An 11,350-nucleotide genomic window follows, 5' to 3' on the forward strand; every position below is an offset into this window, starting at 1 on the left:
GCTGGGACTGGAAGAGGTATGGAGGTAATCGCGGTTTGCAGCTTCAGCTTGCCGGGTCTGGCGGCGAGACGAGCGCTTCTTATCAGCCTGCGGCAGGCGAAGTGGGCGCGGGTGCGTTGCCGCCTTGGTTTTGCTCGGGGGCAACCTTAAGGGGTGTCGCTTGCCGCGAAGCGTTTGACAAGGGCGCAAATATAAAAAAGGCGAGAAGGCCTAGAAAAACGAGGGCGATCACGAAGACCGCCCAGCTCACGATCCGAGCTGTACCTCGCCGTTCCTGATTGCGTGAGAGATCGTTGGTCATTGGATATCCTTCCAGGATCCAATAGTCGGATCCGAATCGACTCCCGAACTTCAATTAGGCGCTGATGTTCCTTTCGTTTGGGAACACCAAAACTATTTTCAGGGCTGATGCCAAAGCATCACTTGCCAAGGGAGAGAGCAGCGCGCCGCGCCGGCACGAGGTCGACGCGGGCTCCCTGCGGCAGCGGCTGCATGGAACAATTCATCAGGTTCAGATTTCTCGGAGCCCGTTGGCCATAGCCTGGAGAATGCTCCAAGGCGCATTGGATGGCCAATGGTGACAGCGCTGCTGCCGCCGCGAGCCTCCGCCAGCCAACTCCGCCTCACCTTGGATCGTCAACACGCCTGAATTGCGCCAGGTTGCCCGGTGTTCTTTCGGCGATTTGGATCGGCGCGCCAGTCCACTGCCAAACGGTCGTAGCTGGTGTGCGAAAGAACTGGATGTGGCCACGGGTGCCCGCAACCTCTATGTGCGGCCATGACTCTGCGATGCTGTTCCGGTCAGTGCCGCAGGTCCGTATTGCCTGAGCAAGGACGAGGATCGTGTCATACCCTTCCAGAGCAACGAAGGAGGGCGCCTCGCCCAACGTCTCCCGCAGCGCCCTTTCGACGCGTGATCCTAGCGGGTTGAGGTGTCCGGGTCGGTAGCGCAGGAAGGGGATCGCAGCGCTATCTTTACCTAGCAATGTGGCCCATTCAGCGAATTCCGGTTGCCCAGCTGGAGCGCCGATCTTGATCGTGGACAGGCGGCCGTCATTGCGAACTGACTTCACGATTGAGATAGCTGGATCTGGCTGGCCTACCAGAAGAAGAAGGACTGTTGCGCCATGATCCATAAGTTGGTCGCACAACATTGAGGGGTCCAGCGAGCTCATACTGATGTCCGATAAGGTCGCGCCATTTGCTTGCAGGCGATCACGAAGAATGTGAACGCCAGATGCCCAATAGACACTCTGCTGCGATGCAACTGAGATCCGATCGTGGCCGGCGCGCGAGAGAAAGTCGGCATATATTTGCCAGCCGCGGGACTGCGGCGGGGCAAGACGTGCGACCCATTTCGTTGGTTTTTCCGTTAGCCTGTCGAGTACCGCCGACGAGCAGAGAAAGGGTAGGCCGAGCTCGTCGGCCCTGATAGCCGCCGCGCGAGCAACGACACTGTGATACTCTCCCGCTATCGCCACCACGCCCAAACGAGCCAGTTCATCCACTGCCGCGAAGGCCTTCTGTGGGTCGGCTGCGGTGTCTCGGACGAGCAGCTCAAGCGCTTTGCCGCCGACGCCACCAGCGCCATTGATTTCGCTAACAGCAAGCTGAAGGCCCGCAAGCAAATGTCTGCCTGCCTCAACCCAGCCGGGGCGAGTCAAAGGGACGAGTGCCCCGATTGTGGTCGTTTCTTCGCAGCCCGGACCAGTCGATCCCATTCAAAATCTCCTGGTTCCGCCGCTCGCCGGGTACCCAGCTACAGCGGATATGCGTCGACCGATAGAGGCAGTCGGACCTACCTCCAACAATCTGTACCATCGCGACCACCGACACAGTCCCATTCGATGTCCGATGCGGCAGGTCTTGAGCGGACTGGCTGCCGGCCCGGCCTTTCCATTCTGCGCTACTTCCGATGTGCCAAGCGGTAGCGGGCCGCCTTGGCGCGGTTACCGCAACTGTCCATCGAGCACCAGCGCCTCGGTTTGGAGCGGCTGTCGTCGATGAAAAACCCGCCGCAATTGTCAGCCTCACATCGCCGGATGTCCTTTCCTGCGGGGAACAGCACCAGCATAGCAGCGGCCGCTGCTGAGCGGCGCAGCGGCAGGTATAGCCTTTCGTTTGCCGACGAGGATTGGAGGTTCAAGATGCCGCCAAGGCCAGCCGAGCCGCCCGCTTGCGCTATCGCTTTATGAAAGCTGCGCAGGGCAACGCGTTTTGAGGCGGCGTCATGGCCGAGGTTTTTCGCACAGACATTGAGCCACGATTTGAGGGCGGCGCGTAGCGTTAGCACCTCGAGATGCACATCGCGGGCGACGCGTGGGTAAGTCACGGCACGACGCTCGAGGACCCGCCCTTCATTTTCCGACAACAACAGGGCCGGAATGCAAAAGACCAACAGATCCTGATAGCTCGGTATGCAGTCGATCTCTGCTCCGTCGCGCCAGTGCAACGTGTTGGCAAGGTCAAGGGCGGGCGCACCACCCAACATTCGCATAGGGCCGCGCGGCGAGAGGTAGGTCCGGACAAATTCTGTTGATTCCATCATCGTCAATATGTAACCTGATAAGCAGTTACTCAAGAGGGCAGGGCGGGTCAAATGAAGAAGCCACTGTTGACGTTCTTGTCCTGGTTTGCGTTTGCAGTCACTGCCCACGCAAATGACGATGTCCTTTATCGCTCAAGCGTGATCGTCACCGGAGATCGCGAGGAAACGCGCGTCCCTGCCATCCCTGAGGGTTTCGCACTGGCAGCGCAAAAGCTGACCGGAAATCCCGACATCGTGCACAATCCGGCCTTCGCTTCGCTGGCGACCGGGGCGCCTGCCATGGTTTGGTCCTACACCTATCATGACCGCATGTTCGGCAGGCCAATTCACGACGAGCAGGGCACACGCGATCGGCCTTTCGATCTCACGTTCCAGTTCGACCGCAAGCGAATGGACCATGCGATAGCGCTTCTGGGTGAGAGACCATGGTTGGGGCCGCGCCCAAAGCTGGCGCTGGTCATCGAGGTTACCGATATGGCGCGTAGCTATGTACTCGCCGCCGATGGCGTCCACGGGTCGGACCTGCGCGAAAGCTTTGAAGATGCTTCGGTGCGATTCGCGATACCGATCATATTTCCGAAGGAGGCCGATCTATCGGCGCTCGCGCTGGATAACGTCGATGCAATACCTGATGGGAGCCTGGCCAGACTGAAATCCAGATTGGGAGCTGACGCGATCTTGGTCGGGCACCTCGATTGGGAAACCAACGAGCCGGGCTGGCATGCGGTTTGGCGCCTCCCACTCGTTACAGAAGGTAAAAAGTGGGAGGTTTCCGGCGTAAATTTCGATGCTGCCTTCCGCAACGCAATTGGAGGTGCCGCCAAGCGCATGCGACCGCCCAATTAGGGCGGGGTGCCATGACATTGCGGGAGGTCGCATGGCCCACTCGCCCAACTCGCACCGCCAGCTGCTGCTGTGAAGCATCCTCGCCTGCGAATCCCGGCTGAGTGGCTATGCCATTTGTCAGGTTCACTCCCAATCCTGAGGAGCTTGCGCAAAGCGGCTCCTGTAGTCGCTTGGGGCAACCCCGAGCGATCTCATGAAAGCCCGCCGCAAAGTCTCAGGATCGCCGAATCCAACCTCATGTGCGATCTGCTGGACAGATTGGCGGCTGGTCTCCAGAAGGTCTCGTGCGGCCTCAACGCGTAGAGCCTCGACGGCTCGTCCTGGGGGCTGTCCATTTTCCTTAGAGTAGACGCGGGCAAAGTTCCGCGGGCTCATGGCCATGAAGGATGACAGTGCCGGGACGGACAGATCGGCGCCAGGATTTTGCCTGATCCAAGCATGCAGACGGTCGAAGCGGCCGACGCGGTCTCTGATTTGTTGACGAAGCGCAGTGCTGAATTGCGATTGTCCGCCGGGCCGTTTGAGGTACAGGACCAACTCCCGTGCGATTGCCAAGGCTGTCGTGTGGCCGAGATCTTCCTCAACCATCGCCAGCGCCATGTCGATGCCGGCGCTTACCCCTGCCGATGTCCAGACGGCCCCGCATCGTACGAAAATTGGATCTGGCCTGACGTCGATCGCGGGAAATCGCTCTGCAAGTTCGGCGCAACGCTCCCAATGGGTCGTGGCGCGTCGGCCATCCAACAGGCCGCACTCGGCCAGAATGAACGCTCCCAGACAAATGGAGCCAAGCCGACGCACGTCTTTTGCTTGTCTGATCAACCAACCCCGAAGAGGACGGGATTTTGCGGCTTCTAAGGCCGTCGCCCCACCTGAAATCAGGAGTGTGTCGATCGAGAGCTCACGGCAGTGATCGAAACTGACGGTGTGGAGAGCAACGCCCGCATCCGTCTCGATCGGCCCGCCTCGTTGCGAAACAAGGATGGTACGAAACGCGGGTTCTCCGCTTGCTCGCTTGGCGTCATTGAAAACTTGCAGCGGGCCGGTGACATCGAGAAGCTTCGTGCGATCGAATACCAGAAAGGCGATCAGTCGTTCGCGGTGCGCGTTGGCAGAATGCGAGGTCATAATGGCATTTATGCCACGAGAACCTTGTGCGATCCAGACGGCGAGGAAAGAGATATGGTCCATGCTCGAGATCAGGCCCAATTGCGAATGGTGCGACCGCGATCTGCCCCCGGGCAGTTCGGAGGCTCGAATCTGCAGCTACGAGTGCACCTATTGTGCAGAGTGCGTTTCGACGGTCCTGCACGACGTTTGCCCGACTTGCGGCGGAAATTTTTCAGCAAGGCCGATCCGGCCCAGGCGTGAATGGCGCGCGGGCTCTTGTCTCGGGCTTGAGCACGATCCAGCGAGCAGCCGACGAACACACTCGAAGTGGACAGCAGAGCAGGTTGCAGATCTCGCGAGGCGCCTGCACGACGTGGCGCCGGAGGGCCGATAAGAGAAAATCCAAACACAGAAGAGATATAGCAATGGCTAAATTCCACGACTACACCTGCCGCATAGGATGGACCGGCAATCGCGGCGCCGGCACCAGAACGTATCGGGGCTACGACCGGACATGGGATATAACCACGATCGGAAAGCCTGTGATAAAGTGCTCCAATGACCCGCTGCTTGGGGGCAATCCGGCGCTACCCAATCCCGAAGATCTCCTTCTCGCATCCGTTTCGGCCTGCCACATGCTTTGGTACCTGCATCTGGCGAGTGACGCGGGAATTGTCGTCCACTCTTATACTGATCAACCCGTGGGCCATGGCGAGAGCGAGCCAAACGGAGCCGGGCGTTTCGTGGGCGCCACATTGCGGCCCAGGATCGAGGTCGAAAGCGGCATCGATCTCGACGAGGCTGCAGCCATCCATCATCGAATTCATGAGATTTGCTACATCGCGCGTTCCGTCAATTTCCCAATTCGTGTTGAGGCCGATTACCGAAAATTGTGAACGAGAGAACGGCACCCGCAGCGTGCGGTCTCATCCTCCGACTGCAAATGCATTGATGTTCAGGCGGCTCGGCCGCCCAACGCCGCCCAGCGCCATGGTGCCGGTCCGACGGTGGCAAGGACCAAACGCCGCTAGCGAAGCGGGAGATCGGGTGCCACCGGAAGCGAACGCTTGTGAGTGGTGCTTAAATACGCATCAAGGATACGCTTCCGCGCCGCTTCGTCGATTTCCTTACCTTCGAGGAAATCGTCAATCTGATCATATGTTACTCCATACGCATCTTCGTCAGGACGAAGCGGCACGAGGTTCTCCAAATCTGCGGTCGGCACCTTGTTGACGAGTTGCGGCGGAGCGCCCAGATGCGCCGCCAGCGCGCGCACCCGGCGTTTGTTTAGCCCGGCAAGGGGAAGGATGTCGGCGGCGCCGTCGCCAAACTTGGTGAAGAAGCCCATCATTGCCTCGGCCGCATGATCGGTACCAATGACCAGCCCTCGTCTGGCAGCGGCGAGTGTGAATTGGGCGATCATGCGCTGACGGGCCTTTATGTTGCCCAGCAAGAAATCTTCCCGACGAGCATTGCCGAGCTCCACGCCAGCCGACCTGATCGAGTCGAGCATCGCGTCGGCCGCCGGTTTGATGTCGAGCCTGTGCGCTTCGTCAGCTCCGATGGTCTCGAGTGCTCGCTGAGCGTCCTTCTCATCGGCCTGCGTCCCATACGGCAGCCTAACAGCAAGGAATTTGGCGTCGTATCCTGCCCTCCGCAGTTCGCTTACGGCCTGTTGAGCCAGAAGTGCCGCCGCGAGCGAATCCACACCGCCGCTTATGCCTAGCACGTACGTGCAGAGGCCGGCTGCACGCAGGTACCCGCTTAGAAAGTCGATGCGTCGGCGTGCCTCCGCGGCGGCATCGAAACTCGCAGCGACGCGCAAGGCGCTGATGATCGCTTCTTGTTGTGTCATATCCCTTTCTGCTCCCGCTGTTCAAAAATGAAACGTCGTTGGTGCCGATTCCGGCGACCGGTCTGCGCCTGCGTGGGAAAACCGGAAAGCGTTTTGGCCATGCCGTCAGACCAGGGCGCGCTTGATCTTCCCAAGCGTTCCGCCGCGGATACCGACCCATATGGTGCGGTATCCGCGAGTCTCTCTCGGCGAATGACAGACACCGTAGTCGCAGTTCCTAAGCTGCCTCGGCAGCGACGTTCACGGCTGACTCGGCGAGCTGCGTAAGGGCTTCGTCGGTGTCCTTTTCCTCGCCAAGGGTAAGCTCGAGAAGCTTAACCGCTTCGGCCATGCCGAGCTCGCTAGCCCAGGTCCGCAACGTACCATAGCGGGAGATTTCATAGTGCTCTACTGCCTGAGCCGCCGCAAGGAGACCAGCATCGAGAGCCTGAGAGCCCTTGTAGTCGTCCATGATTTCGGCGCCCTCCTCGGTGATGCCCATAATGGCGGCACAGGTCTTGCCCTGGGGCTTCTTGCCTAGGGCTTCGAATATTTTCTCCAAGCGCGCGACGTGCTCCTGGGTCTGGCCGCGGTGCTTTTCGAAAGCTGTCTTGAGGTCAGGGCTTTGCGCTGCCTTTGCCATCTTGGGAAGGGTTGCCAGGATCTTCTTCTCGGCGAAATAGATGTCCAAATGCAGCGATGAGTTCTCGGACTGGATCCTATAAGAAGCCGGCCTTTCTGAAGCCGGAGAGGAAGAGTTCAAATGATGACGGGTCTGCGAAGGGAAGGTGGGCAAGGTAGCCAAGCGAGAGGTCCGGTTGCCGGCTCAGTGTGGCCTCGACTGCGACATGGGCGTTTTCCATCTCGCCCAGATGTGCGTAGGCCGCCGCAAGAAAGGCATGGATGAAGAACTGGTCGCCGGCCTTCCGATAAGCGTCGATGGCCTCGGCATATCGGCCGAGCAGGAAGAGCGCGCTGCCCTTCACCTCCCAGAACCAGACCGGGGGCAACGGGTCGAGCAGTATGGCCCTTTCGAGGACCGCCAAGGACTGCTGAGGCTGGCCGCCGTAGTTGAGCCAGCTCGCATAGTCTCCGGCAATGTTGACGTCGTGCGGATTGAGCGTACGGGCCTGCTGGAAATGCAGTCCGGCATCCCCATGCTGGCGCATATGTACAAGCACAAGACCCATGCTCTGGTTACAGATGCCGTCATTCCGGTCGAGCAGGAGCGCCGTGCGCGCAGACTGCAAGGCACTTTGCAGCGTACGAGGATCGTGGTCATACCAGAAGCGCGCAACCAGGCACTGCGCCAGATAGGCATGACCTTGAGCAAAAGCCGGATCGAGTTCGGCGCTCCGGGCGAACATGGATTCGCCCTTGTCCATTTCATACTGATGGTAGTGCGCGCGACCCTGCAAGTAGTAGTCGTAGGCGGCCCAATCGACCGGCGGCGTTCGCCGCGAGCGGTTAGTCGCATCTGCCTCGGCAGCGCCTTGGACGGTTGCAGCCACAAGGGCCGCTACCTCCTCCTGAACCGAAAAGATGTCCTCAAGCGCCCTGTCGTAGCGTTGAGCCCACAAATGGAAGCCGCTGGGCCCGTCGATCAGTTGCGCCGTGATCCGGATGCGGTCCCCCAGCCGTCGTACGCTGCCCTCGACGACGTAGCGCGCGCCGAGTTGCCGGTGGACTTCCGCAGAGTCCGGCGCTGGTCCACGAAACTGAAAAGATGAATTGCGCGCGATCACCACGAGCGACCGGTATCGCGCCAGTTCGGTGATGATATCTTCGGTAATGCCGTCGCTCAGATAGTGTTGGTCCTGATCGCCGCTCAAATTGGCGAAGGGCAGCACGGCAATGGTGGGTTTGCCGGACGGCGCGATCCGTCGCTGCACTGAACCTTCCACGCGCTCGACAGGCGCGGTGAAACGGTAGCCGACGCGAGGCACGGTGGCGATCCAGTCGCCACCTTGGTCGGTAGGGCCGAGCGCCTTCCTCAGCGTCGCAATCTGGACGGTGAGATTGCTTTCCTCGACCGCCAGACCCGGCCAGGCAGCTTCCATCAGCTCGGCCTTGGTCAGGATGTCGCCGGACCGCGCTGCAAGCGTGGCGAGCAGCGTGATGCCGCGATGCCCGATGGAGATCGGTAGCTCTTGCCGCAGGAGCGTCCCCTTCTCAGGGTCGAGCACGAACGGACCAAAGGCGAGGTGAACCCGTTGCATCACGCCATATTAGACGTTTCGGAATTTTTCGGAACAGTTTCGGCCGCGCTTTAGTACGCAGGTCCGCTCATCCGCCAAAGTAGCGTCATCGATTCTAGCAGCACCAAGAAAGGACGAGCCAAATGAGCACGCAGCTTTCTCTTACCTCAAGATTCTACCAGTCTCTCTGGAGCGAACAGCCGACGTGGACGACTGGACCGGCATCGGTCTGGGCGAGACTCATCGCCCTGCGCGGGCTGGTCGCGGTCTGGCGCGAGCGCATGTACTATCGCGAGGAGCTGAAGCGACTGGCGGAAGATGGGCCTCAGCGGATCGACGACGTCGGTCTCACCCTGGCAGCCGTCGAGGCGGAACTCCAAAAGCCGTTCTGGCAGGCGTGATTTGCATCCATAATTTCACTGCCATTTCGAGCATCGGATTATGGCACGCATTCTCTGCTATGATCGACAAGGCGACGGCCAACCTGCGCGCCATTCAGATCGTGCTCGGGCATACCAAGATCGAGAATACAGTGCGGTATTTGGGCGTCGATATCGAAGACGCTTTGCTCTTAGCAGAACGAACTGAAATCTGACGCCGTAGGGGTCATTCGTGTACGGCGGATGACCTCTTCGCGGGACGGTATTGTTGTGCTGCTAGTTCGGGCTGGGGGTGGGAAACGGGCTCCCAGGTTTCGGGCTGCGAGGCCGCGAAAGCCTCCTTTCACCGAGTCATCGACCTTCGACCGCAATGCGACCAATTCCGGTCATGAATACCAGCCGGTGTATTGCGCCATAACCGGACATTGGTCCAACGGGCTCGCGGTCGGCTCCTTAGCTGAGACCTGCAACGCGGAGCCCTGTGATGTATAGTGCTCGGTCTTGGGCCCGTACCATGGGGTAATATTTCTCGACCCATTCCACGCACAGCGACGGCTGCAGCCGTCTCGCTTCGGTGAGAGCTCGAGCGGCGGAAGCGTGATCGCCTGACATACCGGCCGCCGCGGCCAATGTTCGCCAAGCCGTTCCGAAGTGAGGACGAAGCTTTACCGCTCGGCTTTCAAGCAGCGCGGATTCGGCGAAGTTGCGAGCCACGAACTGGCACATGCCCTTGATCGAAAGGTTCGCTGCTTGGGTGAAGTCGCGCGGGCTCAGCCGCTCCGCCAGCGCTAGATGGTGCAGGCCGTCATCGGGCATGCCTCCGTAGCCGTAGGTCGATCCTAACATCATGTGGGCGATCGCGAGGCTTGGGTTGAGGGCGATCGCCTCCGTCAGCGCTTCCACTGCCTGGGTGAAGTGCCGCGCCACCATGCACGCAAAACCGGCAGCGAAGTGTGTCCACGGGTCTTCGGGCTCGCGCCGGATCGCCCGCTCCGCCATCTCGAGGGCGGCTGGCAGGTGCGTGGCCTGCGCGTCCAGACCGAGCAGCACCCGGGTGGTTAGCATCAGTGCCAGCAGACAGTTGGCGCGCGGATAGTCGGGGTCGAGATCCGTGGCCTGCTTCAGCAGTCCCTCGGCGGCATCGATCTCGGCCGCCGATCCCCACGTCCAGACATAGGGCATCGCCTTCATGACGAACCCCCAGGCATCCAGATTGCCCGGCGAGCGGCCCTGGAAGCGCTGGTGCTCAGCCGCATAAAGTCTCGGCTCGATGGCACCGATAACGCTGTCGACGATCTGGTCCTGGAGCTCGAAGAAATCGGCCAGTTGAACGTCGTAGCGCTCGGCCCAGACTTGGCGGCCGCTGGGGGTATCGCTGAGCTCGGCGCCTATCCTGAGCCTTTGGCCCGAGCGGCGCACGCTTCCATCGAGGACGTAGCGCACACCGAGCTCGCGCCCGACCTGCGTCACGTCAACGACCTTCCCCCGGTAGCTGAACGAAGAATTTCGCGCGGATACGAAGAGCCAGCGCAGCCGTGAGATGCGGGTGATTATGTCTTCCGCCAGCCCATCGGCGAAATATTGCTGCTCGATGTCGTCGCTAAGGTTGGCGAATGGTAGCACGGCTATCGAAGGACCGGGTTCCGACGGGCTGCGTGCTGCTGTCGCGTCGTCCAATTTTTCTATCTCGCCGGCAAAGCGGTAGCCGATCCGTGGAATGGTCGCGATCCACTCAATTCCGTCGGATCCCGGGCCTAGGAGTTTCCTGAGACACGCGATCTGGACGGATAAGTTGCTCTCCTCAACCGATATTCCAGGCCAGGCAATGTCCATCAGATCGGTCTTGGCCAGAACCTCACCGGCATGTCTAACCAGCTCTATCAGTAGCAGCAGTGCGCGGTAGCCGACCGGCACAGGCACTCCTTGCCGCAGAAGCATGCCTGCTTCCGGACTGAGCACGAATGGACCGAAAGCAAAGCGCTCCCGCATGGGCGCGAACCTACATCTTTTTGGAGCTTTTCGGAACATTTCGGCCGGGCTTGGGGACATCGAACGGCTGCGGGGCGCACTTTGCGGCAGTTGCAGCGACAGGAGTACTGACATGTCCGCCCTCATCGACCACGCAGTCTTCGACATGGAAGCACGGACCAGGCATCCAGCAGCAGGCGCACGGAAATCTCGGCGCGAAGCGGAATTCCAGATGGCTCTCGACAGCTACATGGCCGGCTACCGGAAACATGGCGCGATCGGGGTCTCCAAGGGGAGTGGCGGCCGGCGGATCGCTCGTTCCGCCTTAATCCGTAAAATAGCCGCTTGGATCTCGCGTCAGTTCCTAGGGTTCGACGCGGCATGCTCGCCTAAGGACACGCGCGCTGGCTTCACCAATACACCATTCTGGTGAGCGCGGTGCAAGACACGCAAATCCTGTAGAAGC

Annotated in this window: 13 protein-coding genes; 6 read left to right on the forward strand and 7 right to left on the reverse strand. The window is 60.3% G+C overall.

Annotated elements, in window-relative coordinates; genetic code table 11:
* Nucleotides 1-623: 623 nt before the first annotated feature.
* Together LB557_RS05560 and LB557_RS05565 are read right to left on the reverse strand one after the other, a co-directional pair.
* Nucleotides 624-1,721, reverse strand: coding sequence for an ABC transporter substrate-binding protein (locus LB557_RS05560; protein ID WP_140722267.1), 1,098 nt, complete (start codon nt 1,719-1,721; stop codon nt 624-626).
* A 185-nt stretch (nt 1,722-1,906) separates the two neighbouring features.
* The gene (locus LB557_RS05565) at nt 1,907-2,548 is read right to left on the reverse strand and encodes a CGNR zinc finger domain-containing protein (RefSeq protein WP_210242367.1); all 642 of its coding nucleotides are present in this window, start codon (nt 2,546-2,548) and stop codon (nt 1,907-1,909) included.
* Between the two features lie 51 nt (nt 2,549-2,599).
* Here LB557_RS05565 and LB557_RS05570 point away from each other — a divergent pair, with 51 nt between their 5' ends.
* Nucleotides 2,600-3,394, forward strand: coding sequence for a DUF2066 domain-containing protein (locus tag LB557_RS05570; protein ID WP_224641788.1), 795 nt, complete (start codon nt 2,600-2,602; stop codon nt 3,392-3,394).
* Between the two features lie 123 nt (nt 3,395-3,517).
* On the opposite strand, the gene LB557_RS05575 is transcribed toward LB557_RS05570, so the two are convergent.
* Nucleotides 3,518-4,522, reverse strand: a complete 1,005-nt coding sequence (locus tag LB557_RS05575; RefSeq protein ID WP_140661394.1) for a GlxA family transcriptional regulator — start codon at nt 4,520-4,522, stop codon at nt 3,518-3,520.
* A gap of 61 nt (nt 4,523-4,583) precedes the next feature.
* On the opposite strand from LB557_RS05575, the gene LB557_RS05580 reads away from it, so the two are divergent.
* Both LB557_RS05580 and LB557_RS05585 read left to right on the forward strand, forming a co-directional pair.
* Nucleotides 4,584-4,898 (forward strand): DUF1272 domain-containing protein, encoded by a 315-nt coding sequence (locus tag LB557_RS05580; RefSeq protein ID WP_140619134.1) that lies wholly within the window; start codon nt 4,584-4,586, stop codon nt 4,896-4,898.
* A 31-nt stretch (nt 4,899-4,929) separates the two neighbouring features.
* Nucleotides 4,930-5,400, forward strand: coding sequence for an OsmC family protein (locus LB557_RS05585; protein WP_140619136.1), 471 nt, complete (start codon nt 4,930-4,932; stop codon nt 5,398-5,400).
* A 131-nt stretch (nt 5,401-5,531) separates the two neighbouring features.
* Here LB557_RS05585 and nadE read toward each other — a convergent pair whose 3' ends face one another.
* The 3 genes from nadE to LB557_RS05600 form a co-directional block, all read right to left on the reverse strand.
* Nucleotides 5,532-6,359: an ammonia-dependent NAD(+) synthetase gene (gene nadE / locus LB557_RS05590; protein WP_140661328.1), complete on the reverse strand. Its 828-nt coding sequence runs from the start codon at nt 6,357-6,359 to the stop codon at nt 5,532-5,534.
* Nucleotides 6,360-6,576: 217 nt separating this feature from the next.
* Nucleotides 6,577-7,029 (reverse strand): ferritin-like domain-containing protein, encoded by a 453-nt coding sequence (locus LB557_RS05595; protein WP_224641784.1) that lies wholly within the window; start codon nt 7,027-7,029, stop codon nt 6,577-6,579.
* 28 nt (nt 7,030-7,057) lie between these two features.
* Complete coding sequence (locus LB557_RS05600) at nt 7,058-8,557, reverse strand: winged helix-turn-helix domain-containing tetratricopeptide repeat protein (RefSeq protein WP_224641783.1); 1,500 nt, start codon at nt 8,555-8,557, stop codon at nt 7,058-7,060.
* A gap of 122 nt (nt 8,558-8,679) precedes the next feature.
* Between LB557_RS05600 and LB557_RS05605 the strand changes: the two genes are divergently transcribed.
* Together LB557_RS05605 and LB557_RS31540 are read left to right on the forward strand one after the other, a co-directional pair.
* Nucleotides 8,680-8,937: a hypothetical protein gene (locus LB557_RS05605; RefSeq protein WP_224641782.1), complete on the forward strand. Its 258-nt coding sequence runs from the start codon at nt 8,680-8,682 to the stop codon at nt 8,935-8,937.
* Nucleotides 8,938-8,996: 59 nt separating this feature from the next.
* Nucleotides 8,997-9,131: a hypothetical protein gene (locus tag LB557_RS31540; protein ID WP_263492600.1), complete on the forward strand. Its 135-nt coding sequence runs from the start codon at nt 8,997-8,999 to the stop codon at nt 9,129-9,131.
* Nucleotides 9,132-9,369: 238 nt separating this feature from the next.
* On the opposite strand, the gene LB557_RS05610 is transcribed toward LB557_RS31540, so the two are convergent.
* Nucleotides 9,370-11,019 carry a winged helix-turn-helix domain-containing tetratricopeptide repeat protein gene (locus LB557_RS05610; RefSeq protein WP_224641781.1) on the reverse strand — a complete coding sequence of 550 codons (1,650 nt, stop codon included), beginning with the start codon at nt 11,017-11,019 and terminating at the stop codon, nt 9,370-9,372.
* On the opposite strand from LB557_RS05610, the gene LB557_RS05615 reads away from it, so the two are divergent.
* Nucleotides 11,018-11,317, forward strand: coding sequence for a hypothetical protein (locus tag LB557_RS05615; RefSeq protein WP_224641780.1), 300 nt, complete (start codon nt 11,018-11,020; stop codon nt 11,315-11,317). The two genes, LB557_RS05610 and LB557_RS05615, sit on opposite strands and share 2 nt — an antisense overlap.
* The last annotated feature ends 33 nt before the right edge of the window (nt 11,318-11,350 follow it).

Origin of the sequence: Mesorhizobium sp. BR115XR7A (genome assembly GCF_020165315.1) — a bacterium.
Classification (GTDB): Bacteria; Pseudomonadota; Alphaproteobacteria; order Rhizobiales; family Rhizobiaceae; genus Mesorhizobium; species Mesorhizobium australicum.

Excerpts from the sequence above, each read along its gene's own strand:
- LB557_RS05585 (WP_140619136.1), top strand. The coding sequence starts at position 4,930 with ATGGCTAAATTCCACGACTACACCTGCCGCATAGGATGGACCGGCAAT.
- LB557_RS05605 (WP_224641782.1), top strand. The coding sequence starts at position 8,680 with ATGAGCACGCAGCTTTCTCTTACCTCAAGATTCTACCAGTCTCTCTGG.
- LB557_RS31540 (WP_263492600.1), top strand. The coding sequence starts at position 8,997 with ATGATCGACAAGGCGACGGCCAACCTGCGCGCCATTCAGATCGTGCTC.
- LB557_RS05560 (WP_140722267.1), bottom strand. The coding sequence starts at position 1,721 with ATGGGATCGACTGGTCCGGGCTGCGAAGAAACGACCACAATCGGGGCA.
- LB557_RS05600 (WP_224641783.1), bottom strand. The coding sequence starts at position 8,557 with ATGCAACGGGTTCACCTCGCCTTTGGTCCGTTCGTGCTCGACCCTGAG.
- LB557_RS05570 (WP_224641788.1), top strand. The coding sequence starts at position 2,600 with ATGAAGAAGCCACTGTTGACGTTCTTGTCCTGGTTTGCGTTTGCAGTC.
- LB557_RS05610 (WP_224641781.1), bottom strand. The coding sequence starts at position 11,019 with ATGTCAGTACTCCTGTCGCTGCAACTGCCGCAAAGTGCGCCCCGCAGC.
- nadE (WP_140661328.1), bottom strand. The coding sequence starts at position 6,359 with ATGACACAACAAGAAGCGATCATCAGCGCCTTGCGCGTCGCTGCGAGT.
- LB557_RS05565 (WP_210242367.1), bottom strand. The coding sequence starts at position 2,548 with ATGATGGAATCAACAGAATTTGTCCGGACCTACCTCTCGCCGCGCGGC.
- LB557_RS05580 (WP_140619134.1), top strand. The coding sequence starts at position 4,584 with ATGCTCGAGATCAGGCCCAATTGCGAATGGTGCGACCGCGATCTGCCC.
- LB557_RS05575 (WP_140661394.1), bottom strand. The coding sequence starts at position 4,522 with ATGACCTCGCATTCTGCCAACGCGCACCGCGAACGACTGATCGCCTTT.
- LB557_RS05615 (WP_224641780.1), top strand. The coding sequence starts at position 11,018 with ATGTCCGCCCTCATCGACCACGCAGTCTTCGACATGGAAGCACGGACC.